Consider the following 23318-nt stretch of genomic DNA (forward strand, 5'->3'; position numbering starts at 1 on the left):
AGCCTGCTGGAGGTCGCCGGGGCGGCGCATCTGGCGGGCGTGGAGCGGCCGGAGGCGGTCACCGGGGCGCTGCTCGCCCACCTCAACAGCCCAGCACCCCCACGGGACGACGCCTCACGCCACGCCGCCGGAACGGCGGTGCGCCGGGCCGTCCTCGGGGACGCGCACGTGGACCGGGCGGTGGCCCGGACGACCCCGTTCACCGCCCGCTTCCAGGACTTCATCACCCGCTACGCCTGGGGTGAGATCTGGACCGGCGACGGGCTGGACAGGCGGACCCGCAGCTGTATCACTCTCACCGCGCTGATCGCCCACGGCCATGACGCCGAACTGGCCATGCACATCCGGGCCGCGCTCACCAACGGCCTCACCCGTGAGGAGATCGGCGAGGTGCTGCTCCAGTCGGCGATCTACTGCGGCGTCCCGGCCGCCAACTCGGCCTTCGCCACCGCCCAGCGCGTCTTCGACGACATGGACACCGGGCCCGACACCGACGTCGACTCTGCGTCACATTCCGATACCGAAAAGTGACATCCCTCCGCAACACCTCTGTCGTAATCCGCCTCCATCGTTGATCGTTGAGTCGTACGGAGTCCGGGAGTCCGGGAGACCGGGAGACCGGGAGACCGGGAGTCCGAGAGACCGAGGCCGGGAGACCAAGGCCGGGAGACGAGGGGGCGCACGCCAATGTCCATGAGCCGCCGAAGGCTGCTGGGTGCGGGCGGAGGGCTGGCCCTCACAGGGGCACTCGCCTCCGCCTGCGGGTCCAACACCGGGCGGGACGGCGATGACCACGCCGGCCAGCCGGTGCTCGAGCAGTGGTACCACCAGTACGGCGAGCCCGGCACCGAACAGGCCGTCAGGCGCTACGCCGACGCGTATCTGAAGGCGAACGTCAAGGTGCAGTGGCGGCCGGGCAACTACGACCAGCAGACCGCCGCCGCGCTGCTCACGAAGTCCGGCCCGGATGTCTTCGAGGTCAACGGCCCGACGCTGGACCAGATCCAGGGCGGTCAGGTGGTCGATCTCACCGATCTCCTCAGCGAGGCCAAGGACGACTTCAACCGGGCCGTGCTCGCCCCGAAGACGTATCAGGGCAAGATCTGGGCCGTACCGCAGGTCATCGACACCCAGCTGCTCTACTACCGCAAGAGCATGCTCGAGGCCGCGGGGGTGGAGCCGCCGCGCAGCCTCGACGCGCTGATCGACGCGGCGAAGGAGCTGACCACCAAGGACGTCAAGGGGCTCTTCCTGGGCAATGACGGCGGCCCCGGTGTCCTCAGCGGCACGCCGCTCAACGCCGCCGGGCTCACGCTGGTCACCGAGGACGGCGAGGTCGGCTTCGACGACCCGGCCGCCGCCCGGACGCTCGGCAAGCTGCGGCAGCTCTACGCGGAGAAGTCGCTGCTGCTCGGGGCGCCCTCCGACTGGTCGGACCCGGCCGCGTTCACGCAGGGGCTCACCGCCATGCAGTGGTCCGGGCTGTGGGCGCTGCCGCAGGTGAAGAAGGCGCTGGGGGACGACTTCGGGGTGCTGCCGTTCCCCCGGGACGGGGCGCACGGCGCGCCCGCGGTGCCGGTCGGCGCGTACGGGGCGGCGGTCAGCGCCCGGGCCCGGGACAAGGCGCTGGCGAAGGCGTATGTGAAGTGGCTGTGGGTGGAACGGACCGACTACCAGGAGGACTTCGCGCTCCGCTACGGCTTCCACATCCCGGCCCGGGTCTCGCTCGCCACGAAGGCGGCCAAGCTGCGGCAGGGCGCGGCCGGCGAGGCGGTGCGCTACGCCACCGACCACGGCCATGCCGAACCGCTGCTGTGGACCTCCGCGAGCCGTACGGCCTACCAGGACGCGCTGAGCCGGATCATCAAGGGCGGGGCCGATCCGGACGGCGAGCTGCGGTCGGTGGTCCGCAAGACCGAGGCCGAGCTGCGCCGCGTGAAGAAGAAGAGCTGATGCGGGGGACGTTCGTCCGCGGGCTCCTGGGCCCGCAGAACCGCCATCTGTGGTTCTGGATATTTGTCGGCCCGTTCGTCCTGGGGCTGACCCTCTTCACGTATGTCCCGCTGGCCTGGAGCGTCTACCTCAGCTTCTTCGACGCGCACAACACCGTCTCGCCCACGGACTTCGTCGGCTTCGACAACTACACGGCGATGCTGGGCGACGACGCGTTCACCGGCAGCCTGGTGACCTTCCTGGTCTTCACGGCGTTCATCGTCCCGGCCACCTACGCGCTCTCGCTCGCGCTGGCGCTGATGGTCAACCGGCTGCGCTGGGCGCAGGCGTTCTTCCGGTCGGTGTTCTTCCTGCCGGTGGCGTGCTCGTATGTGGTGGCGGCGCTGATCTGGAAGATGTCGATCTTCAACGGGGTGCGCTTCGGGCTGGCCAACACCGTGCTGGACTGGTTCGGCGCCGATCAGATCGCCTGGCTGTCGACCACGGAGCCGCCCTGGTACTGGCTGGTCATCGTGACCGTACGGCTGTGGCTCCAGGCGGGGTTCTACATGGTGCTGTTCCTGGCCGGGCTGCAGCGCATCTCCCCGCGGCTGTACGAGGCGGCGGCCGTGGACGGGGCGCGGCCCGGCTGGCAGGTGTTCCGGCACATCACCTTTCCGCAGCTGCGGGCGACCTCGGTCGCGGTGGTGCTGCTGCTGGTGATCAACGCGTTCCAGGCGTTCGACGAGTTCTACAACCTGCTGTCGGACTCGCGCGGCTATCCGCCCTACGCCCGTCCGCCGCTGGTCTACCTCTACTACACGGCGCTGGGCCAGGGGCAGAACCTGGGCCTGGGCAGTGCGGGCGCGGTGATCCTGGCGCTGATCATCGCCGTGGTGACGGTGGTGCAGGCCCGCTGGTTCGGCCTGGGCCGGAAGGAGGACTGATGCCCACTCCCCCGAAGTCGCGCGATGTCCGGCGCCGGAACACCCGCGATGTCCGGGACGCCCTCGTCGGCGTGGGGCGCGCCGTGCGGCTGGTGCTGCTGCTCGCGCTCGCGCTGGTCTTCCTGATCCCGTTCTATCTGCTGGTGCGCAACGGTCTGTCGAGCGAGGCGGACATCACCTCGCCGGAGTGGACGTTCTTCCCGGGCGAGCTGCACTGGTCCAACGTCAGCGAGTTGTTCGACGACCCCAATGTGCCGATGGCGCACGCGCTGCTCAACTCCTCGCTGATCGCGGTCCTCACCACCGTGGGCACCCTGCTGCTGGCCTCGCTCGCCGGGTACGGCCTGGCACGCATCCCGTACGCCTACGCCAATGTGGTCTTCTACTGGATCCTGGGCACCTTGATGGTCCCGGCGGCGGTCACCTTCGTGCCCAGCTTCGTGCTGGTCAGCTCGCTCGGCTGGGTGTCCACGCTGCGCGGTCTGGTGGTGCCCACGCTGTTCAGCGCGGTCGCGGCGTTCATCTTCCGCCAGTACTTCCTGGGCTTTCCCCGGGAGCTGGAGGACGCGGCGCGGGTGGACGGGCTGGGCTACTGGCGTACGTACTGGCGGGTCGTGGTGCCGAACTCCCGGCCGGTCTTCGCGGCGGTCGGCACGATCGTCTTCATCGGCGCCTGGAACTCCTTCCTGTGGCCGCTGGTCATCGGCCAGGACCGGGACGCGTGGACGGTGCAGGTGGCGCTGTCGACGTTCACCACCGCCCAGACCGTCAACCTCCATGAGCTGTTCGTGGCGGCGGCGGTCTCGATCGTGCCGCTGCTGGTGGTCTTCCTGGTGCTCCAGCGCTATATCGTCGCGGGGGTCGAGCGCACGGGCATCGACGACTGAGACGCGACACCCGGGACGCGACACCCGGGACGCGGCGGCCGAGACGCCGGTCAGTGGGCCGGGCCGTCGTCCGGCAGCGGGGCGTACCGCCGCAGCCAGACCTCCGTCTGGGACAGATGCGCGGTGGCGGCCGCCGCGGCGGCCGCCGGATCGCGGGCGGCCATGGCGTTGATCAGCGCCTCGTGGCCGAGGTCGCTGGCCAGCCGGATGGTGTCGGCCTCGGCGGCGCCGTAGATGCTGTAGTGACTGCCCCGGGCGCGCAGCACATCGATGAGGGCGGCCAGCGCCTCGTTGCCGCTCGCCTCGCAGAGGGTGGAGTGGAACTCCCGGTCCAGCGCGTGCCGTTCCGTCTCGTCCTCGGAGACGGCCAGCCGCTTCTGCACCTCGCGCAGCCGGGCGACCACCCGCTTGTCGGCGCGGGCTGCGGCCAGCGCGGCGGCCTGGGCCTCCAGGGGGCGGCGGACGTCGAACAGCTCCAGCAGCCCGTCGAGCGGCAGGACGTCCACGGTGGCGGCGAACCCGGCCAGCATCTGCCCGGGGCGCAGCGCCGATACGAAGGTGCCGGAGCCGTGGCGGGACTCCAGCAGCCCGAGGGCGGCAAGGGAGCGCACCGCCTCGCGCAGCGATCCGCGCGAGACGCCGAGCCGCGCGCAGAGCTCGGGCTCGGCGGGGAGCTGCCGCCCGGGCGCCAGCTCACCCTTGGCGATCATGGCTCGGAGGCCGTCCGCCGCCTCGTCGGTCGCGGTCATTCCGCCACCCCTTCCTGACCAGCTCTGGCCGAGTCATTAGATGACTCCATGCTACCGGTCGGCTTCGTTACCCCCAATTTACGTCGAGCCCCTGTTCGGAACGGTCTCGCCCCTTTACGGTTCCCGGAAGCTCGAAGAAGTCATCGGACAACTAAGGCCGACCAGAACCAGGAAGGGACCCATGACCACCCCGTCGTCGCACTGGACGCTCGATCCCTCGGTCGTCCATCTCAACCACGGCTCGTTCGGCGCCGTGCCGCGCACCGTCCAGGAGGTCCAGCGGGCGCTGCGCGACGAGATGGAGACCAACCCGGACGCGTGGTTCCGGGAGCTGCCCGAGCGGGTGGGCCGGGCGCGCGCCGCCGTGGCGCGGTTCCTGCGGGTCCCGGCGGAGTACACCGCCCTGGTGGCCAACGCCAGCGCCGGGGTGAGCACCGTCCTGGGCTGTCTGCCGCTGCCGCCCGGCGGCGAGGTGCTGCTGACCGACCACGCCTATGGCGCGGTGGCGATGGGCACGGCGCGGGCCGCCGAGCGGGCCGGCGCCCGGGTGCGGACGCTGCACATCCCGCTGGAGGCGACCGCCGAGGAGATCGCGGCCGTCTTCGAGGGGGCGCTGAGCGAGGCCACCGCGCTGGTGGTCGTGGACCAGATCACCTCGGCCACCGCCCGGATCTTCCCGGTGGCGGAGATCGCCCGGCTCGCCCACGCCGCCGGGGCGAAGGTGCTGGTGGACGGCGCCCACGCACCCGGCATGCTGGCCGATCCGGTCGGGCTGGCCGGGGCGGCCGACTTCTGGGTGGGCAATCTGCACAAGTGGTGCTGTGCGCCGCGCGGTACGGCGGCGCTGGTGGCGCGCGGGCCCGGTGCCCAGGACCTGTGGCCGCTCACCGACTCCTGGGGCACCCCGGATCCCTTCCCGCGACGCTTCGACGTCCAGGGCACCTCGGACTTCACCGCCTGGCTCGCGGCGCCGCGCTCTCTGGAGTTCATCGAGGAGACGTTCGGCTGGGACGCCGCCCGCGCCCGGATGACCAAGCTCGCCGAGGTGGCCCAGGGGCTGCTGGCCGACGCCCTGGGCGCGGACCTGACCGCCGTCGGCGGCAGCGAGGCCCCGGCGATGCGGCTGATCCCGCTGCCCGCCGGGCTCGCGGCCGACCACGAGGCCTCGCATGTGCTGCAGCGCCGGATCGCGGCCGACACCCGCTGCGAGACCGCGATCACCTCCTGGGACGGCCGGGGCTTCCTGCGGCTCTCGGCCCATCTCTACAACACCGTCTCCGACTACGAACGACTGGCCGAGCACCTCCCCGGGCTGCTCAGGGCCTAAGGCCTCGAAGAAGTCCGGTGCGGTTCGGATGCGCCCCGAAGGGGCGCGGGGCTGTGTCGATATGCGGCTCCGCCGCGTGGGCCCGGCCAGCCACGACACAGCCGCGGATGAACGACCGCACCTCGCGGCACGTCCCGCGGAGCGCTTACGCACGGGCCAGCTAAGGAGTGACCACCGCCATGCGCAACAAATCCATCGAAGCGACCATCGAGGACGCGGCCAGCCCGGAGACCCGGCTGACCCGGGCCCTGGGCCCGCTCCAGCTGACCCTCATGGGCATCGGCGTCACCATCGGCGCGGGCATCTTCGTGCTGACCGGCACGGCGGCCGCGAACTACGCCGGGCCGAGCATCGCGCTCTCCTACACCATCGGCGCGGTCGCCACCGCCCTGGTGGCGCTGTGCTACATGGAGTTCGCCAGCACCGTCCCGGTGGCGGGCAGCGCCTACACCTTCGCGTATGTCTCGCTCGGGGAGCTGGTGGCCTGGCTGATCGGCTGGGACCTCATCCTCGACATGACGATGGGCGCGGGCGCGGTGGCCAGTGGCTGGTCGCAGTACGTCACCGACTTCCTGGCCACGTTCGGGATCCACATCCCGGCCTCCGTCTCCGGCCCGGACGCGGCCGTCAACATCCCGGCCGTGCTGGTCATCCTGGTGCTCACCGCCATCCTGGCCTCCGGGGTGCGCACCACCTCCCGGATCAACACGGTGATGACGGTGGTGAAGCTCGTGGCCATCGTCATCTTCCTGGCGATCGGGGTGACGCATGTGGACGCGGCCAACTGGTCGCCGTTCATCCCGGCGTCCCAACCGGTGGGCGGCGACGGCGACATGTGGGAGCAGCCGCTGCTGGGCTGGGCAGGACTGGGCGCGGACGCCACGTTCGGCATGGCCGGGATCCTCACCGGTGGCGCGATCGTCTTCGGCGCGTACTCCGGCTTCGACATCATGGCCAGCAACGCCGAGGAGGCCAAGCGGCCGCAGCGCACCCTGCCCATCGCGCTGCTGTCCACCGTGGCCGTCTGCGCCGTGCTCTATGTGGCCGTCGCGCTGACCGTGACCGGGATGCAGCACTACTCCAAGCTGGACAACGCCGCCCCCATCACCGGCGCCCTCAAGGCGGCGGGCGCGGACTGGGCGGTGCGGATCGTGGGCATCGGTGCGATCTGCGGGCTGACCACGGTCGTGATGATCATGCTGCTGGGGCAGAGCCGGGTGTTCCTCGCGATGAGCCGCGACCGGCTGCTGCCCGAGTGGTTCTCCCATGTCCACCCGGTCACCCGCAGCCCGCGCCGGATCACCTGGACCCTGGGCCTGCTGGTGGCGTTCATGACGGCGGTGCTGCCCATCGGGGACCTCGCCGAACTGGGCAACATCGGCATGCTGACCTCCTTCATCGTCGTCTGCGTCGGCGTGGTCTATCTGCGCCGCTCCCGCCCCGACCTGCGGCGCGGCTTCCGTACCCCGTGGGTGCCGGTCGTCCCCGCCGTCGCGGTGCTGCTGTGCCTGCTGCTGGTGGGCAATCTGCCGCTGATCACCTGGGCCCGGTTCGTGGGCTGGATGGCCGCCGGGCTGCTGATCTACCTCTGCTGGGGCCGCCGGCACAGCAAGGTGGCCACCGGCGAACTGGCCACCGGGGCCACGCCGGGGACGGCCGAGGATCACGACATGGCCGAGGGCCGGGAAGCCTCATCCGCGCCCTGACGGCCCCCGTCCGCTCGTGGCGACCGGCGGCAGCGCCGCCGGTACCCCGAAAACGCGCTCCCCCGGCGCCCCGCCCCGCAGCAGCGCCGCCCCCAGCGGGGTCAGCGTGTGCAGGACGGCGCTGCCCTGGCGGAGGGTGTGCACCAGGCCCGCCTCGCGCAGCACACTGGCGTGCTGACTGGCCGAGGCCAGCGATACGCCCACTCTGCGGGCGAGTTCACTGGTCGTACAGCCGCCGCCGACCTCCAGCAGCACCGCCGAGCGGGTCTGCCCGACCAGCTTGCCGAGCGTCTGGGCGGACCCGGACCCGGACGTCACGGCGGGCCGCTGCTCGGGGCGGGGAATCAGACCGCACCGGGCGTGTTCGACGGGGTAGACCAGAACGGGCGTCAGATCCGGGTTCCGGAAGGTCACCGGCGTCCCCCGGCAGAAGAACGACGGCAGCAGCAGCAACCCCCGCCCCCGCAGCCACAGATCGCGGTCCACCGGATAGTCGACCTCCAGCACGGGCGCCCGCCACCGCATCGTCGGCGGCAACGAGGCCAGCAGCCCGTCGGCGCCCCCGTCCAGCAGGGCGCGGCCCCGGGCCACCCGGTCGGCCTCGATCCGGGCCTGGATATGCGGCCAGTACGGGGCGACGGCGGCCTGGTGGTAGGCGCGCAGCGTGCTGATCAGCCGGTCCAGCGATCTTCGCTCGCCCTGCGCCAGATCCCGTATCCACCCCGGGAGCGCCCGGCCCGCCGGAAGCCCGGCCAGCTCCGCGTGCAAGCGCTCACCCGAGATGGCGCGCAGCGCGGACATCGCTGCATCGCAACCGATTACCCCTTCGGCGGGTGTCAGGAAGTCCGGGAAATAGCCGCGCGACGGAATGAGCGGCGCAAGCAGCCGCGCTTCGCCGTTGAGTCGGTTTCGGGCCTCGGAACGCCATTTCCCGTATACGGTCTCGGCCCGGTTCTCCCGCAACCTATGGAAACTTAAAACGGTTTCCCAGAGTGCGTCCGGGCGGACCGCCATCCGCAGCCGGGCCAGATCGAGTTCACTGAAATGAACACGGAGCACCAGACCCCCACACGTGCCATTACGACCGCCCCCCGATCACCGATGAGTATGCACGCTGGCACGGTCAGTCACCACGCCCTTTTAGCCAGATGTGAAACGGGGAGCGGCGCGGCGCCCGGAAGAGGAAAGCTGTTCCCCAGGAAAGCCGGGGGCCACCGGGAAAACCCTCCGATGGCTGTCCGGAATTCAACAGGCGGTGCTCAGAGCCAGTTTGCTCGTTCCCGTGGGGGGTGACGAGTACATTACGGCGACTGGGCACTTGTGTTGCCGCACGTAGCCGATGCGCGCGGCAACAGCTCCCGTGGGGGGAGTGAGAGGGGGCGGCACCTCGCACAAGGTGCCGCCCCCTTTGAGATGACCCCGCGAGGGTGCTGTCCGGGACGTCGGCGACAGGCATGTCAAGGAGGCGCGACGGTCCTCACCGAAATGGGGGCCGATCAGCCGTACCCGCGCCGCCGACCGCGGGTACCGTTCTGAGTGTCGAGGCCAGAACGGAGTTCACCATGCCGCAGAGCAATGAGGAACACACCGGCGCACGCATCGCTCGCACCCGCCGCGAGCGCTCCCTGACCCAACAAGGTCTGGCCATGCGCGCCAACGTCTCGAAGTCCCTGCTGTCCAAGGTCGAGTGCGGCCAGCGGCCCGCCTCGCCATCGCTCATCGCGGCCTGCGCACGCGCGCTCAGCGTGACCACCTCGGATCTGCTCGGCCAGCCCTACCTCCAGGAACTTCGGCGCGAGCGGCTCGACGAGGTCATACAGCCCATCCGGGTCAGCATGGAGAACTGGGACATCCCCCTCGATTGGCAAGTGCCTGCCCGTCCGGTCGCGCTCATCCGTGCCGACATGGAGAAGGTCCTGGTACGGCGGCGGCAAGCCGAGTATCTGCCGATGGCCGTCGACCTCCCGGCGCTCATCGACGAATGCGTGCAGGCCATCCACACCACCGGCGGCGAGGAGCGGCGGCAGGCCCACGAATGCCTGGCATGGGCGTTCCGGTGCGTCTTCACGCTGGCCTGGTCCTTCGGATATGTGGACCTGGCCACCGTTGCCCTGCAACGCCTGGACTGGGCGGCGCCTCGTGCCGACGAACCGGGCCTTTCCGCCATGTACGGCTACCTGCGTGCCCAGACCACTCTCTCCTCCAGCCGATACGACCTGGGCATGCGGGTCGTGGACAGCACTCTCCGGGACCTGGAAGGCCAGGACGCACGGAGCCCGCACGGCCTCGCCGCGATGGCCGGTGTCCTGCAGCTGCGGGCGGCTGTGATCGCGGGCCGGATGAAGGACCCGGATCAGGTCGAGGCCCGTGTGACCGAGGCCCGCGAACTGGCCCGACGAACCGGCGAGACCGCGGCCTACGGCGTGGGCTGGGGCCCGACGAACGTCGGCGTTCACGCCGTCGCGATCGCCTGCGACCTGGAGGAGTACGACCAGGCCGTCCAACTGGCGGACGGCGTGCGGTTCCCCAAGCGCTGGGACCGGTCTCGGGCAGGCCATCACTGGCTGGACCTGGGCAGGGCAAACGCATGGACCGGGAATTCGGCGCAGGCACTCAACTGCCTCCAGAAGGCGCGCCGGACGGCGCCGCAGCAGACGCGCTACCACCCCACGACCCGCGAGACGGTCATCGCCCTGCGGTCGCGTGAACGGTCACGCGGCAGCGAGCTCTCCGAGTTCGCGAACTGGATCGGCCTGTAGCACGGACAGTAACCGACAAGTTGCACAGCGGAGTGCAACTTGACGCCGTGCCAGCCCGGCACGATGTGACGGTCAGCACACAGACCGTGCACGGAGCCGACCATGACGACCAAACCCCTGCCGTGGACACCGCCGAACGCCGAGGACATCGAGCCCTTACCGGTGGGCGAATGGTGGGACGCCATCTCCGCGCCCACCCCCGTCGCGGACCGCGCCCTGGAGCTGCTCGGCGACCGATCCGGCGCCGTCATCCAGGACGGCGCCTACGGCAAGACCTACTGGCTGATCGGCATCGACACCGCCCGCGGCTGGCGCATGCGCCAGATCCGCGTCCTCACCGCACGCGCCGACGAAACCACCCTCCTCGGCGTACCGCCCGCCTCCTGGGGGCCCGAGCAGCAGACGCACTGGCGGATCCCCCTGGGCCCGAACCGGTATCTGACCGACCCCCAACACCTGGCCCGCGCCCTGCGCCAGGCCGTTGACGACGTCCTCGGCCCGGCACCGGACGGCCGACAGCTCTGCTACCGCTGCCAACTGCCCACCGACGAACCCGTCCCCGTCGCCATCGAACACACCGGCAGCGTCGCCGGCGCGACCACCTATGCCTGCCCCACCCACGCCCGGGACTACCCGCGCGACGCCATGACCCAGGCCGCCGCCATGCGCCGAGCCCTCGACCGGGGCAGGGCCCGATGACGGCCCCCGAGCAGAGCGCCGAAGAGACCAAGGATCCGTTCGCCGACGAGGCATGGCGTGCGGCGATCGAACACGCGGCGGGCTGCCTGTCCTGCCGGACACCCGGCGCTCAATGCGAGACCGGGGAGCGGCTACTGCGCGCCTACGAGGAGGCCACGCGGCAGGCCCGGTCGGAGGAAGCCATGTGAGGCACCACCGTCGCGCCGTGCCCCGTCACCACAACCGATTGGAGAAGACCTTGGCAACAGCTCTGAACCGCGATGCGTTCCCCCTCACCCCGCCCGGAGGCCGTACGCCCTACAGCACGGAGGCGTCGTCCGGCCCGCAGACCCGGCCGTGGGCGCTGCGGTTCGCCCGCGTCCCCGACTCAACCCAGGCTGCCCGCGTGCCGGCGCATGTCTACGACCACGACCGCCAGGTCAACGTGTCCGACGACGGCGGCCTACTGACGTGCATGGCGAACACCCACACGCCGACCGTGCCGGACGGCTCGACGACGAACCCACCGCCGCTGGACGAGGGGCCGAAGGACTGATGCCGGGGCCCGTCCTGATCGTCGCAGCGTCCGACGACTGGCCCACAGACCGGGTCGTCGTCGCATTGGAGAGCCGCGGAATCGAGGTGTTCCGCATGGACACCGCCGACTTCCCGCAGCGGCTCATCCTGGCCGGACGGATCGACCAGGCATCTGGGTGGACGGGCGAGCTCGCCACCGAGCAGCGGACGGTGGACCTGTCCCGGGTCGGCGCGGTGTACTACCGCGCCCCCGGGGCGTTCCGTCTCCCGGAAGGGATGTCCGGACCGGAGTGGAGATTTGCCGCCGCTCAGGCCCGCGCGGGCGTCGGCGGTGTGCTGTCCGCGCTGGAGTGCCGGTGGGTGAACCACCCGACCGCCATGGCACGCGCCGAGTACAAGCCCGTGCAACTGGCCGCCGCGCGCGCGTGCGGGCTGATCATCCCGCCCACCCTCATCACGAATCGTCCCGAGGACGTACTGGCCTTCGCCAACGAGACCGGCGGGCAGATCGTGTGCAAGCCGGTCGCCTCCCCTGTGCTCATCGAGGACGGCCGGCTCAAGTCCGTGTATACGCAGCGCCTGCGTCCGGAGGATCTCACCGACCTTCGAGGGATCGACACCACCGCGCACCTGTTCCAGAGGTGGGTCAGCAAGGCATACGAGGTGCGTCTCACGGTGGTCGGCGAGCGGATGTTCGCCGCCGCCATCCATGCTGGCAGCGAAGCCGCACATGAGGACTGGCGCAGCGATTACGGGTGCCTGACCTACACCAGGACCTCGGTGCCCGAACCCGTCGGCGCTGGTATGCGGCGCCTGATGCAGCGGCTGCGACTGCGCTACGGCGCGGCAGACTTCATCGTGGGCCCCGCCGGGCGGTGGACGTTCCTCGAGGTCAACCCGTGTGGCCAATGGGACTGGATCCAAGGCGCGACCGGCCTGCCGATCGCCGAAGCGATTGCCGACGACCTTCATGGAGTCACCTGATGGACTGGAAGCCCTACGCGGCCGCGCTCGCGGCCAAGACCGCGCACCCGGGATCGGGCTGGTGGGCCCCGATCAGGGAGACACCCCGGCACCTGCTGGTCGAGCGCTGGTTCACTCCCGGCCCGCACGGATGGACCGCCGTCGATGGCCCGTCCGACGAGGAGGTATGGGCGACGGCTGCCTACTCGGACACCACACTGGTCACGCGCATCGGGGCCGTGCACGCCGACCATGCTGAGCCCGGCCAGACCGTCACCGGGCTTCCCACCTCATCCTCCACGCTGCCGGGCCTGGTCGTCACGATGCTGCGGCACGGCCGTCTCACCCCCGGCGTGCGGCTGCTGGATCTGGCCACCGGCTCCGGCTACAGCGCCGCCCTGGCATGTCACCGGCTCGGCGACGGCCTCGTGACGACGCTGGACGTCGACCCGTACCTGACACAGGCCGCGGCCGAACGACTCGCACGGACCGGCTGGCACCCCAAGGTCATCACCGCCGACGCCGACCGTGAACTGCCCGGCACCTACGACCGGATCGTGTCCATGGTGTCCATGCCCCGCGTCCCCGCCCAGTGGCTGACCGCCCTGGCCCCCGGCGGACGCCTCGTCACAACCATCACGGGCACCGGCCTGATCATCACCGCCGACAAGACCGACGACGGCGGCGCGACCGGACGCGTCGAGTGGGACAGGGCATCGTTCATGGCCACCCGCGCCGGCGACGACTACCCGCCCGCACTGAACGGTCTGTTCGCCACAGCCAGCACGGACGAAGGGACGGTCACCGTGTCGCCGTTCCCCGTCCTCGACGTCATGCAGGCGTGGGAAGTCTGGTCGATGCTCTCGCTGACCGCCCCCGGTATCGAGCACCGCACAGGCACCGGAGACGACGGCAGCCGCATGACGTGGATGCTGCACGCTGACGGCTCCTGGGCCCGCGCCCACACCGGGGCGGACGAGCGCACCGCGACGGTCCACCAGGGCGGCCCGCGCCGCCTGTACGACCTGCTCGACCAGATCCGTTGGCGGTGGCTGGAGCACGGTGAACTCCCGGTGTACGGAGCGAAGGTCACCATCACCCCTGACGGCGAGACCACACTGTCGCGCGGGGGCTGGGCGACAACGCTGTGAGCCCGGCGGCCGGTTCCCGGCCACGGTGCCGACCCGGCACTCTGGGCGGAACCAACGAGGAGGGCAACATCCCGCATGGACGACGAACCTCTTGAGGAGTGGGCAGCACGCCGCGACCGACGTCGCCCCACGCGCGGGGAGCGGCGGATCACCCCACTCGGCGACCAGCCGGAGCGGGGTTCCCACGTCAACCCTGACGCTCCTCGCGGCATCCAGGAGTGGGACGGGCAGCAGTGGGCCCCGGCCGGGGTCGCCGAGGACTTCACGGCTGCCGCCGGCCAGATCGGCGACGACGCGGTGTCGCGGGCCGAGCGGGTTTCCCTCCCGGCGTTCGACAAGCTGCCGCCACTACCCGAACCATGGCGGCCGACCGAACGGTTCCACCGGCCCTGACGCACACTCATGTCCAAAGCGCTGGAAACAGGCAGCAAAAGAGGGGGCGGCACCTCCGCACAAGGTGCCGCCCCCTTTGAGATCCGGAGCCGATGCCGGGGGTGAGGGTGGGTGTTCCCGGCGCCGACTCCGGTGGACTTACCGGCCGTTGGCCGCCGCCCGGCCGGCCTCCAGGCGGGCCACGGGGATGCGGAACGGGGAGCAGGAGACGTAGTCCAGGCCCACCTCGTGGAAGAAGTGGACGGACTCCGGGTCGCCGCCGTGCTCACCGCAGACGCCCAGCTTGAGATCGGGGCGGGTGGCGCGGCCGGCCTGGGCGGCGTCGCGGACGAGGGAGCCGACGCCGTCCTTGTCGATGGTCTCGAACGGGCTGACGCCGAAGATGCCCTTCTCCAGGTAGGCGGTGAAGAAGCTGGCCTCGACGTCATCCCGGGAGAAGCCCCAGACGGTCTGGGTGAGATCGTTGGTGCCGAAGGAGAAGAAGTCGGCGGATTCGGCGATCTGAGCGGCGGTCAGCGCGGCGCGCGGCAGCTCGATCATGGTGCCGAGGGTGAGCTTGAGGTCCACGCCCCGGGCCTGCTCGACCTCCGCGATGACCCGCTCGGCCTCCTCGCGGACGATCTCCAGCTCCTGGACCGTGCCGACCAGCGGAATCATGATCTCGGCGCGGGGGTCGCCCTTGGCGGCCCGGCGCGCGGCGGCGGCCTCGGCGATGGCCCGTACCTGCATGGCGAACAGACCGGGAATGACGAGTCCGAGGCGTACGCCGCGCAGGCCCAGCATCGGGTTCTGCTCATGGAGCCGGTGCACGGCCTGGAGCAGCCGCAGGTCGTTCTCGTTGTGGTCCTTGCGGGACTCGGCGAGCGCGACGCGCACCGACAGCTCGGTGATGTCGGGCAGGAACTCGTGCAGTGGCGGATCGAGCAGCCGGACGGTGACGGGCAGCCCGTCCATCGCCTCGAAGAGCTCGACGAAGTCGCTCTTCTGCAGCGGCAGCAGCTCACCGAGCGCGGCGTCGCGCTCCTCTTCGGTGTGGGCGAGGATCAGCCGCTCGACCATCTCGCGGCGCTCGCCGAGGAACATGTGCTCGGTGCGGCACAGGCCGATGCCCTGGGCACCGAACCGGCGGGCGCGGGCGGCGTCCTCGGCGTTGTCCGCGTTGGCCCTCACCCGCAGACGGCGTACTCGGTCCGCGTACGCCATGATCCGGTGCACCGCGCCCACCAGTTCGTCGGCCTCGTCGGCGCCCGCGTGCATCCGGCCCTCGAAGTACTCCACGACCGGCGAGGGCACAACCGGGACCTCGCCGAGGTAGACCTTGCCGGAGGAGCCGTCGATCGAGACGACGTCGCCCTCCTCGATCACGATCTCGTCCTTGCCGTCCCGGCCGGGCACCGTCATCCGGCGCCGCTTGGTGTCGACTTCGAGCTCCTCGGCGCCGCACACACAGGTCTTGCCCATGCCGCGGGCGACGACGGCGGCGTGTGAGGTCTTGCCGCCGCGCGAGGTCAGAATGCCCTCCGCGGCGATCATGCCGTCGAGGTCGTCGGGGTTGGTCTCGCGGCGGATGAGGATGACCTTCTCGCCCGAGCGCGACCATTTGACGGCGGTGTACGAGTCGAAGACGGCCTTGCCGACGGCGGCGCCCGGGGACGCGGCGATGCCCCGGCCGATCTTCTGGACGGTGTCGCCGGAGGCGACCTCGTCGTCGAAGCGCGGGAACATCAGCTGCGCGAGCTGCGCCCCGTTGACCCGGCGCAGCGCCTCGGCCTCGTCGATCAGCCCCTGGTCGACCAGCTGGGTGGCGATCCGGAAGGCGGCCCCCGCGGTGCGCTTGCCGACGCGGGTCTGCAGCATCCACAGCTTGCCGCGCTCGATGGTGAACTCGATGTCGCACAGGTCCTTGTAGTGCGTCTCGAGGGTTTCCATGATCTGCATCAGCTGGTCGTAGGACCGCTGGTCGATCTGCTCGAGGTCCGCGAGGGGCACCGTGTTGCGGATGCCCGCGACCACGTCCTCGCCCTGGGCGTTCTGCAGGTAGTCGCCGTAGACGCCCTGGTGGCCGCTGGCCGGGTCACGGGTGAAGGCGACGCCGGTGCCCGAGTCGGGGCCGAGGTTGCCGAAGACCATGGAGCAGATGTTGACCGCGGTGCCGAGGTCGTGGGGGATGCGCTCCTGGCGGCGGTAGAGCTTGGCGCGGTCGCCGTTCCAGGAGTCGAACACGGCTCGTACGGCGAGGTCCATCTGCTCGCGCGGCTCCTGCGGGAAGCCCCGGCCGGTCTCCTTGGCGACGATCTCCTTGAACTCGCCGACCAGCTTCTTGAGGTCGGCGGCGTCGAGGTCCACGTCGACGGTGACGCCCTTGGCGTGCTTGGCCTGCTCGATGGCCTCCTCGAAGAGGTCGCCGTCCACGCCGAGCACGGTCTTGCCGAACATCTGGATGAGGCGCCGGTAGGAGTCCCAGGCGAACCGGTCGTCACCCGCCTGCGCGGCAAGCCCGGCCACGGACTGGTCCGAGAGGCCGATGTTGAGGACGGTGTCCATCATCCCGGGCATCGAGAACTTGGCGCCGGACCGTACGGATACGAGGAGGGGATCGTCCGCCTGGCCGAGCTTCTTGCCCATCTTCGCTTCGAGGGCGTCGAGGTGCGCACTCACCTCGTCGCGCAGGGCCGGGGGCTCCGCACCGCTGTCCAGGTAGACCTTGCAGGCCTCGGTGGTGATGGTGAAGCCCGGTGGCACGGGGAGACCGAGATTGGTCATCTCGGCGAGATTGGCTCCCTTCCCGCCGAGCAGGTCCTTGAGATCCTTGTTGCCCTCGGTGAAGTCGTAAACGAACTTCTGCTGATCTTGTGTTTCCGGCACGGGACTCGATCTCCTCGGCTCGGCTGCCCTGACGGCGGGGAGCGTACCCAGATCAAAGGCCCCTGAGCAGGTCCACTCCACCGTCATACGGCTGTAACCACCCGCCTGCCACGTGTTCGAAAGTGCGGCGCCCGAACGAGGCTCTTACGAGTTGCCTTCAAGCCTCGAACAAACACCCACCCTCCGCCCGTAGTGGACGCTTGGAATTTCACTATACGTAACCGATGGTTCGAGGTGTCGAACATCAAGTTGGTGGCACTGAGTGCCACGCATTGGAGAGGTGAGCACAGCGGGAAGCCTCCGGTTCACTCCTCAGTCGCCGCTCATCTGAGCGAAGGCCCGATCAGAGTGGCGAGAATCACGCCTCGCCACGGCCCATTGTCTCGCCTTTTGGATACAACGAGAGGGGTCGCGCTCAGATGAGCGACACGCCGAGAAGGGTGGCCGACCACCTCTGCGGATGCCGAGCGGCAACTCCTCCGCGGTCTCCTGATACGGCCCCTCTCCGCATCAGGGGGCCGGGGCCCGCCGTCCTCAGCGAACGAATCGCGCCATATTTCAGGACTGGTCGTCCCCGGGCTCCCGCAATCCGGCGAGGGCCTCGCGGGTCTTCACGGTGCAGTTGTGCTCGTCGCCCAGGACGCGCTCGCAGATCTCGAGCACGGCCCGCCATTCGGCCTCCGCCTCGTCGAGGCGGCCGAGGCCCTTGAGGGTGATGCCGAGGTTGTGGCGGGTCCAGAGGGTGTTGACGTGCTCCGGCCCCAGGACGCGCTGCCGGGCCGTGAGCGTTTCCCGGATCTCCGTCTCGGCCTCGGCGAACCGGCCCAGCTTGTTGAGCACATTGCCCAGGCTGTGCCGGGCGCCCAACGTCTCCTTGGCCTCGGCGCCCAGAACCCGGACGCGCCCCTCGACCACCTGGCGGAACAAGAGCTCGGACTCCTCGTAACGCTTCTGGTCGCGCAGCAGGTGGGCCAGTTGGAGCTGCGTCCTCAGCGCGCTCGGATCGTCCCGCCCCCTCACTCGGGCCTCCGCCTCCATGGTCACGCGATATTCCTCCTCGGCCTCTTCCACGCGCCCGAGGTCCATCAGGATCCCGGCACGGTAGTAGCGCGTCGCCAGCGTCGGCAGGGCATCCGTTCCGAGCACGCGGATCCGGCCCTGAAGCACTTGAGTGAACTCCTCCAGCGCCTCCTCGTGCCGCCCGGCCATCCCCATGCTGCTGGCCAGATACCGCCGGGTGGTGAGGGTGCTGTCATGCTCCGCCCCCAGAACGGCGGTCTGCCGCTCCGCAAGCTCGCGGTAGGCCGCCTGCGCTTCGTCGTACCGCCGCTGATCGTCAAGGAGCGCCGCTCGTAGACGCAGTGCGGTGAACGTTTCCTCGTGCCACTCCCCGATGGCGGCGACCGACTCCTCCACCAGCGTGTCGAGCTCGGCCTCCGCCTCGGAATACCGGCCCAGGGCGCGCAGCCGGTGAATGCGGTTGCGACGCGCACGGCGGATCCGCCAGTTCCACGGCTTCAGGCTCGCGGAGGTCCGCTCGACCAACTCCCGCCACAGCGCCTCGGCCTCTTCGTTGCGCTGCCTGGTGTCCAGGATCTCGCCGAGGCCGTACTCCGCCGTCAGCAGCGCGTTGTCCACGTCCGACTCCGCCGAGCGGCACTCCTCGACCGCCGACCTCACCTCGGCCTCGGCCTCGTCGTACAGCCCGAGCGTGCGCAGCGCGGCAGCCAGCCAGACCCGTGCGGTCACGGTAGCGACGTGCGTGGGGCCGTCCAGCTCCCGCCAGCCGGCGGCCACGCTCCCGAACTCCCGCGCGGCCTCCTCCACGCGCGCGAGGTCCAGCAACACACGCCCGTGTACCTGACGCTTGGCCAGGAGGTGTGACCGATGATCGGTGCCTTCCCGCCGCTCCCACGCCTCGAGCAGCGTGTGGCACTCCTCCGCCGCCGCCTCCAGCCGCCCGGCGTCGTACAGCAGGTCCACGAGGTAGTCACGGGCGAAGAGCGTGTAGTCGTGCTCCTCGCCGTGCACCCGCGCCGAGACCGCGACCACCGCCCGCAGTTCGCGCTCCGCCTCGTCGTGCTCCCCGAGCTTGTTCAGGGTGAGCGCCAAATGCCCACGGAGATTCCGGGATTCGAGATCATCGGCAGACCTCAGCCACGCGATCTGCTCCCGCGCCGCCTCCTTCAGCTCATCGGCGTAGGCCCGCCATCCGGCCTCGACCAGCTGATAGGCCAGGTTGGGTAGAAGCCGCACACCCCACCAGCCGGATTCCTCGTTCCGCTCATCGGCGTTGTCCAGCACCTGGTCGACCTGATAGCTCACCGACCTCGGCAACCGGTCATCCGCCGCGATCCGCCGCACCAGCGCGATCATCAGCGGCTGGACCCGCTCAGAGGCGTAGGACCGGGGCGGGACATCGCTCGGCGGGAACGGGGGGGCCTCGGGCGGCTGCTGCACGGCCTCCTCCCGCTCCGGCGGCTCCTCCTCCGCCGCGTCCTCCAGCAGCCCCAGCCGCGACAGCAGCTCCGGTGACGCCGCCGCGAACGGAAGGGCCTCCTCGGCGACGCGGGAGTCCCCATGGTCGCCCGAGAGCCGGGCGCGGAACTCGGGGCCGCTGCCCTGGCGGTGCAGCAGGAACTCGGTGACCTGCGCCGCCGTCTCCAGCGCGTCCGACGTCCGGACCGCGTCCAGCAGCAGATCCGCGACGCCGGGGTGGAACTCGTACTCCTCCGCGCTCCCCTCCCGCCTGCGCAGCAGCCCGCCCAGGAACACCTCGGCCAGCTGCGCCGGGTGGAAGCGCTCCCCACGGCCCGCGCCCGCCTGGTGGATCAGCCGCATCACCGGCAGCGTCAGCGGATGGACCGTGGCCAGCGCCCCGGCCAGGCGCTGGGCCTCGGGCGAGGCGGCACCCCGGAAGCGGCGCAGCCGCTCCTCGGCCGTCGGCTCGGGGACATGGGCCGTGGCCCGCGCGGCCACCGGCTTCTCGGCACCGTCCAGCAGCATCACCGGCAGCGGCTCTCCGCCGCCACCCGTACCGGTGAGCGCCGCCCAGGTGCCCAGCTCGCCCTCGGCCAGCTCCAGCACGGGCACCGGTGTCGTGCCGTCGTACAACACCAGGCCGCGCGGCAGCACCGGATGGCGCACCGACAGCGCGCGGCCCGGCGCGCCCTCGCGGCCGCCCGCGTCGACCAGCAGCCGCTGGGTGGGCATACCGCGCTCCGGCCACATCCGCGCGGGCAGCGGCTGGAGCACCGCCACCGGCGAGTGGCGGGCCCAGCGGCGCAGCAGGCGCGGAATCGCGCCGCCGCGCCACCCCGGGCCCACCCCGTCCGAGAGGACCAGCATCACGGTGCGGCCGGAGGTGTCGGTGAGCTGGCGGGCGGTGCGGCGCGGGGCGCCGGGGGCGTACGGGCGCGCCCTGAGCACCGGTCGGTCCTCATGGGCGCTGTCCAGGCCGTAGGTCCGTACGGAACGGAAGGCGCCCTGACGCTCCAGCAGTCCGCGCACCTCGGCGGCGAGCTGCTGCCACAGCACCATCGACGGGCCGTCGTCCACGATGAGCGCGACGCTCAGCCAGCGCTCCGGGCGGGGGCGCAGCACCACGTCCGGCAGACCGGTCTCGGCGATCCACTCGGCGGTGGCGGTCTCGTCGACGCAGAAGGACGTGCGGGACGGCACGCTGCGCCGCAGCGGCCGCAGGGCGCGGGACAGCCGACGCGTCCCGGGGAGCGCCCGGACGCCCCGGACGCCGACGGCACGCGCCGGGCGGGCCGCCGCGGGGCGGGCGGCGCCGGGGGCGTAGAGCCCGGCGGGGACGAGGGGTCCTGGCTCGGGTCCGCCGGGGGTGAGTGCCCCGGGGAGCTGCCGCTGGGCGCCCTTCGCCTCGTCCTCGCCGTCGGCCGCGCCGGAGGCGGGAGCGGCGGAACGCCGGGACGGCGGCGGTTCGTCGCCGTCCCCTTCGCCCCGCGCCGGGGCGGTGGTGGCGGCGAACCACAGGACGTCGCGCAGCTCCACCTCGGAGAGCTCGACCCCCGCGTCCTCCAGCAGGGCGCACAGCCGCTCGATCATTGCGCGTCGACTTCGTTCAGCGAGCGGAACAGCTTGTCGAGGACGTCCTGGTCGACCCGCACCCCGGAGGAGCGCAGCCGGACCGCGTTGAGCAGCTGGTCGGTGGCCAGCTCCCGCTCGTTGCGCCGGGACACGAAGTCGGCGATCAGCTCCTGGGCCCGTGCGCCGACCTCCTCGCCCAGATGCATGGTGACGATTCTCCGGAGCTGCGCCTCGTCGGGCTGCTTGAGGTCGAGCCGGACGCAGCGGCGCAGAAACGCCGGGGGGAACTCGCGCTCGCCGTTGCTGGTGATGACGACGACGGGGAAGACGGAGCAGCTGACCCAGCCGCTGGTGATCCCGATCTTCTCCCGGGAGCCGGCGTACTGCACCTGGACCGTCTTCCCCTCCCCCAGGCGGGCCAGCTCCGGAATCTCGAACTCGCCCTCCTCGAAGACCGTAAGGAGGTCATTGGGCAGGTCGACATCGCCTTTGTCGAGCTCGTCCACGAGCAGCACCCGCGGTTTGGCCGCCGGGAGCAGCGCGGTGCCGAGCGCGCCGAGCCGCAGATAGTCGCCGATGTCCGGCTCGGTCCCGGCGGTCTCGTCGGCGCGCCGCTTGAGGGAGGCTTCGCGCAGCCTGCCCACCGCGTCGTACGAGTAGAGGCCCTCGGTGAGCGTGGAGCGGCTGTTGACCGGCCAGTGCAGTACCTCGCCCAGCATCAGCTCACGGGCGATGGCGTGGGCCAGGGTCGACTTGCCGGTGCCGGGGCGGCCGGTGACCAGCAGCGGGCGGTGGAGGTGCAGCGCCATGTTGACGACGTCGCGGTCCTCGTCGGAGATCAGATACGGCAGCGGCCGCTTCCTGTCCCGGCGCCGAGCGTCATCGCCGAAGCGCCGCCACGGCGGGGCGGCGGGCCAGGTCTCCACCTTGTGGGGCCGGGTGTCGCCGCCCTGGAAGAGCCTCCAGTCCTGTGCCATCTTCTTCGTCTCTCCTCAGGGTGCGGACAGGTCGAGTTGGTCGGGGAGCGGGCGGTGCGGATCGTCCCACAGGAGGGCGATATGCCTGCCGTGGTGGCTCTCATCGGCCTCGCTCGCCGACCGGAGTTTGCGTAGATGCTGAGGCAGGGACCGCAGCCGTTCGGTGCGGAGCAGGGTCTTCAACTCGGCCTGCGCGGCGGCTCCCTCCGCCTCGCCATGCCAGATGAGGACGGGCACTCCGCCGAACAGACAGGCGTTGAAGACCTCCGCACGAGCCCGCACCGGGGAAGTCATCACCACGCCCGGAACGTCCTCCCGACCCTGGAGGTCGCCATTGACCTGCTTGAACGTGTCATAGTGCGCGGGCAGCCAGTGCAGATCCTCGACACCGGCCGTAGCGGCCTTCTCCCAGCGCCGCTCCCACAGATGCCGCTGGTGCTCCCGGAGTTCGGTGCAGCGCACGACGACCGGATAGTCCGTGCCGAGCGAGCGCTCCAGGCGCCCCTCGGCGTCGAGCTGCCAGCGATGCACGGCCAGTTCCAGGTCGGTGGGGGTCACAAAGAACTCCACGAGCGTGTCATGGGTGCGGGCATGGTTGCTCAGGAGGTGGTCGAGGCCACGCTGTATCTCCTCCAACGAGGCGGGGGTGTCCTCCTTCACCAGGGAGTTGACGCTGTCACCACGCCGCGACCAGACCTCATAGGCGCGCCGCTGCCCGTCCTCGCTCGGTGCGTGGAGCCGTATCTGGATGCTCCCCCAGCTACCGCTGGGAGGTGCCCCCTGGTCCGTGACGGTGTCCGGGTCGGCTTGTACGCGCCGGGCGTGCTCCTGCGCTTCGCCGCGCCGTTCGTGCAGCTGGCCCTCGAGATCGATTCGCTTCGCGCACTCCAGCGACCACGCCTGCAGTTCGCCCGCGACCGCTCCCCCGCAGAGCGCGGCGAAGTGCTCCACGACGCGTAGCAGCTGCGGGAGTTGCTTCGGCGGGGGCAGCAGCAGGGCTTCGAGGTCGTCGACCAGCGCGGTCGGACCGAGGGACGAGAGGGCGATGGTGGGGTACTTCTCGCGGGCGACCTCGGCGAAGTCGCACCGCCCCCGCTGCCCCAGCCGCTCCAGCAGCCCGACCAGCTCCGCGTACTCGGCGCGGGTCAGCCACTGGTTCTGCAGGACGTGGCACGCCTTGCGGATCTCCGTGCGGACCGGGGCCTGTGCCGGGGCCCGTGCGCTCAGCTCGGCGAGAAGGGTGACGGTGCCGTGCGGGTTCTCCAGCGCCCAGTCGACCAGTTCCTCCGCCAAGGGAGGCGTCGTGGTGGGCGGGTCGGTGGTGAACTGCTCGGAGAGCCGGGCGGCGACCCTGGCCGCCGATGCCGCCGATCCGGCCGGATCCGGCCCGAGCA

Annotated in this window: 18 protein-coding genes and 1 pseudogene; 13 read left to right on the plus strand and 6 right to left on the minus strand. The window is 70.9% G+C overall.

Going from position 1 to position 23318, the window contains the following annotated elements; genetic code table 11:
- The 4 genes from pcaC to GWI24_RS17280 form a co-directional block, all read left to right on the plus strand.
- Positions 1–531, plus strand: a 531-nt coding sequence (pcaC, locus tag GWI24_RS17265) for a 4-carboxymuconolactone decarboxylase (protein ID WP_210946842.1), incomplete at its 5' end; no start/stop codon positions are given.
- Positions 532–687: 156 nt separating this feature from the next.
- Positions 688–1953 (plus strand): ABC transporter substrate-binding protein, encoded by a 1266-nt coding sequence (locus GWI24_RS17270; RefSeq protein ID WP_210946843.1) that lies wholly within the window; start codon positions 688–690, stop codon positions 1951–1953.
- Entirely contained in the window at positions 1953–2879 is a 927-nt protein-coding gene (locus tag GWI24_RS17275; RefSeq protein ID WP_210946844.1) for a carbohydrate ABC transporter permease, read from the plus strand. The genes GWI24_RS17270 and GWI24_RS17275 overlap by 1 nt, the downstream gene beginning before the upstream one ends.
- On the plus strand, positions 2879–3766 hold the full coding sequence (locus GWI24_RS17280; protein WP_210946845.1) for a carbohydrate ABC transporter permease: 888 nt from the start codon (positions 2879–2881) through the stop codon (positions 3764–3766). Before GWI24_RS17275 ends, GWI24_RS17280 begins: the two co-directional genes overlap by 1 nt.
- Before the next feature lie 50 nt (positions 3767–3816).
- Here the strand turns inward: GWI24_RS17280 and GWI24_RS17285 are convergent, their stop codons facing one another.
- A complete protein-coding gene (locus tag GWI24_RS17285) occupies positions 3817–4515 on the minus strand; it encodes a FadR/GntR family transcriptional regulator (protein WP_210946846.1) in 699 nt (232 codons plus the stop codon).
- A 181-nt stretch (positions 4516–4696) separates the two neighbouring features.
- On the opposite strand from GWI24_RS17285, the gene GWI24_RS17290 reads away from it, so the two are divergent.
- Both GWI24_RS17290 and GWI24_RS17295 read left to right on the plus strand, forming a co-directional pair.
- Positions 4697–5842 (plus strand): aminotransferase class V-fold PLP-dependent enzyme, encoded by a 1146-nt coding sequence (locus tag GWI24_RS17290; RefSeq protein ID WP_210946847.1) that lies wholly within the window; start codon positions 4697–4699, stop codon positions 5840–5842.
- Positions 5843–6021: 179 nt separating this feature from the next.
- Positions 6022–7548, plus strand: a complete 1527-nt coding sequence (locus GWI24_RS17295) for an APC family permease (protein WP_210946848.1) — start codon at positions 6022–6024, stop codon at positions 7546–7548.
- Here GWI24_RS17295 and GWI24_RS17300 read toward each other — a convergent pair.
- Complete coding sequence (locus GWI24_RS17300) at positions 7534–8607, minus strand: helix-turn-helix transcriptional regulator (RefSeq protein ID WP_210946849.1); 1074 nt, start codon at positions 8605–8607, stop codon at positions 7534–7536. The genes GWI24_RS17295 and GWI24_RS17300 overlap by 15 nt on opposite strands.
- A gap of 503 nt (positions 8608–9110) precedes the next feature.
- Between GWI24_RS17300 and GWI24_RS17305 the strand changes: the two genes are divergently transcribed.
- The 7 genes from GWI24_RS17305 to GWI24_RS17335 all read left to right on the plus strand — a co-directional run bounded on the left by GWI24_RS17305 (position 9111) and on the right by GWI24_RS17335 (position 14029).
- Positions 9111–10307, plus strand: a complete 1197-nt coding sequence (locus GWI24_RS17305) for a helix-turn-helix domain-containing protein (protein WP_210946850.1) — start codon at positions 9111–9113, stop codon at positions 10305–10307.
- 102 nt (positions 10308–10409) lie between these two features.
- Positions 10410–11006, plus strand: coding sequence for a hypothetical protein (locus GWI24_RS17310; protein WP_210946851.1), 597 nt, complete (start codon positions 10410–10412; stop codon positions 11004–11006).
- Entirely contained in the window at positions 11003–11194 is a 192-nt protein-coding gene (locus GWI24_RS17315) for a hypothetical protein (protein WP_210946852.1), read from the plus strand. Before GWI24_RS17310 ends, GWI24_RS17315 begins: the two co-directional genes overlap by 4 nt.
- Positions 11195–11244: 50 nt before the next feature.
- A complete protein-coding gene (tgmA, locus tag GWI24_RS17320; protein WP_210946853.1) occupies positions 11245–11541 on the plus strand; it encodes a putative ATP-grasp-modified RiPP in 297 nt (98 codons plus the stop codon).
- On the plus strand, positions 11541–12506 hold the full coding sequence (gene tgmB, locus GWI24_RS17325) for an ATP-grasp ribosomal peptide maturase (RefSeq protein ID WP_210946854.1): 966 nt from the start codon (positions 11541–11543) through the stop codon (positions 12504–12506). The genes tgmA and tgmB overlap by 1 nt, the downstream gene beginning before the upstream one ends.
- Complete coding sequence (locus tag GWI24_RS17330) at positions 12506–13636, plus strand: methyltransferase domain-containing protein (RefSeq protein ID WP_210946855.1); 1131 nt, start codon at positions 12506–12508, stop codon at positions 13634–13636. The genes tgmB and GWI24_RS17330 overlap by 1 nt, the downstream gene beginning before the upstream one ends.
- A 75-nt stretch (positions 13637–13711) precedes the next feature.
- Complete coding sequence (locus GWI24_RS17335; protein WP_210946856.1) at positions 13712–14029, plus strand: DUF6087 family protein; 318 nt, start codon at positions 13712–13714, stop codon at positions 14027–14029.
- A 138-nt stretch (positions 14030–14167) separates the two neighbouring features.
- On the opposite strand, the gene ppdK is transcribed toward GWI24_RS17335, so the two are convergent.
- The 4 genes and pseudogenes from ppdK to GWI24_RS17355 form a co-directional block, all read right to left on the minus strand.
- Positions 14168–16894: a pyruvate, phosphate dikinase gene (gene ppdK / locus GWI24_RS17340; protein ID WP_210946857.1), complete on the minus strand. Its 2727-nt coding sequence runs from the start codon at positions 16892–16894 to the stop codon at positions 14168–14170.
- 558 nt (positions 16895–17452) lie between these two features.
- Entirely contained in the window at positions 17453–20965 is a 3513-nt protein-coding gene (locus GWI24_RS17345) for an SAV_2336 N-terminal domain-related protein (RefSeq protein WP_210946858.1), read from the minus strand.
- The gene (locus tag GWI24_RS17350) at positions 20962–21924 is read right to left on the minus strand and encodes a MoxR family ATPase (RefSeq protein ID WP_210946859.1); all 963 of its coding nucleotides are present in this window, start codon (positions 21922–21924) and stop codon (positions 20962–20964) included. Before GWI24_RS17350 ends, GWI24_RS17345 begins: the two co-directional genes overlap by 4 nt.
- Before the next feature lie 15 nt (positions 21925–21939).
- Positions 21940–23318: pseudogene (locus GWI24_RS17355) on the minus strand (caspase family protein); the annotation flags it as partial.

The organism is Streptomyces sp. MK37H (genome assembly GCF_018035285.1).
Lineage (GTDB): Bacteria > Actinomycetota > Actinomycetes > Streptomycetales > Streptomycetaceae > Streptomyces > Streptomyces endocoffeicus.

Coding starts and splice junctions, on each gene's coding strand:
- GWI24_RS17315 (WP_210946852.1), top strand. CDS start 11,003: ATGACGGCCCCCGAGCAGAGCGCCGAAGAGACCAAGGATCCGTTCGCC.
- GWI24_RS17285 (WP_210946846.1), bottom strand. CDS start 4,515: ATGACCGCGACCGACGAGGCGGCGGACGGCCTCCGAGCCATGATCGCC.
- GWI24_RS17270 (WP_210946843.1), top strand. CDS start 688: ATGTCCATGAGCCGCCGAAGGCTGCTGGGTGCGGGCGGAGGGCTGGCC.
- tgmB (WP_210946854.1), top strand. CDS start 11,541: ATGCCGGGGCCCGTCCTGATCGTCGCAGCGTCCGACGACTGGCCCACA.
- GWI24_RS17295 (WP_210946848.1), top strand. CDS start 6,022: ATGCGCAACAAATCCATCGAAGCGACCATCGAGGACGCGGCCAGCCCG.
- GWI24_RS17275 (WP_210946844.1), top strand. CDS start 1,953: ATGCGGGGGACGTTCGTCCGCGGGCTCCTGGGCCCGCAGAACCGCCAT.
- GWI24_RS17310 (WP_210946851.1), top strand. CDS start 10,410: ATGACGACCAAACCCCTGCCGTGGACACCGCCGAACGCCGAGGACATC.
- GWI24_RS17335 (WP_210946856.1), top strand. CDS start 13,712: ATGGACGACGAACCTCTTGAGGAGTGGGCAGCACGCCGCGACCGACGT.
- GWI24_RS17290 (WP_210946847.1), top strand. CDS start 4,697: ATGACCACCCCGTCGTCGCACTGGACGCTCGATCCCTCGGTCGTCCAT.
- GWI24_RS17330 (WP_210946855.1), top strand. CDS start 12,506: ATGGACTGGAAGCCCTACGCGGCCGCGCTCGCGGCCAAGACCGCGCAC.
- GWI24_RS17305 (WP_210946850.1), top strand. CDS start 9,111: ATGCCGCAGAGCAATGAGGAACACACCGGCGCACGCATCGCTCGCACC.
- GWI24_RS17345 (WP_210946858.1), bottom strand. CDS start 20,965: ATGATCGAGCGGCTGTGCGCCCTGCTGGAGGACGCGGGGGTCGAGCTC.
- GWI24_RS17280 (WP_210946845.1), top strand. CDS start 2,879: ATGCCCACTCCCCCGAAGTCGCGCGATGTCCGGCGCCGGAACACCCGC.
- GWI24_RS17350 (WP_210946859.1), bottom strand. CDS start 21,924: ATGGCACAGGACTGGAGGCTCTTCCAGGGCGGCGACACCCGGCCCCAC.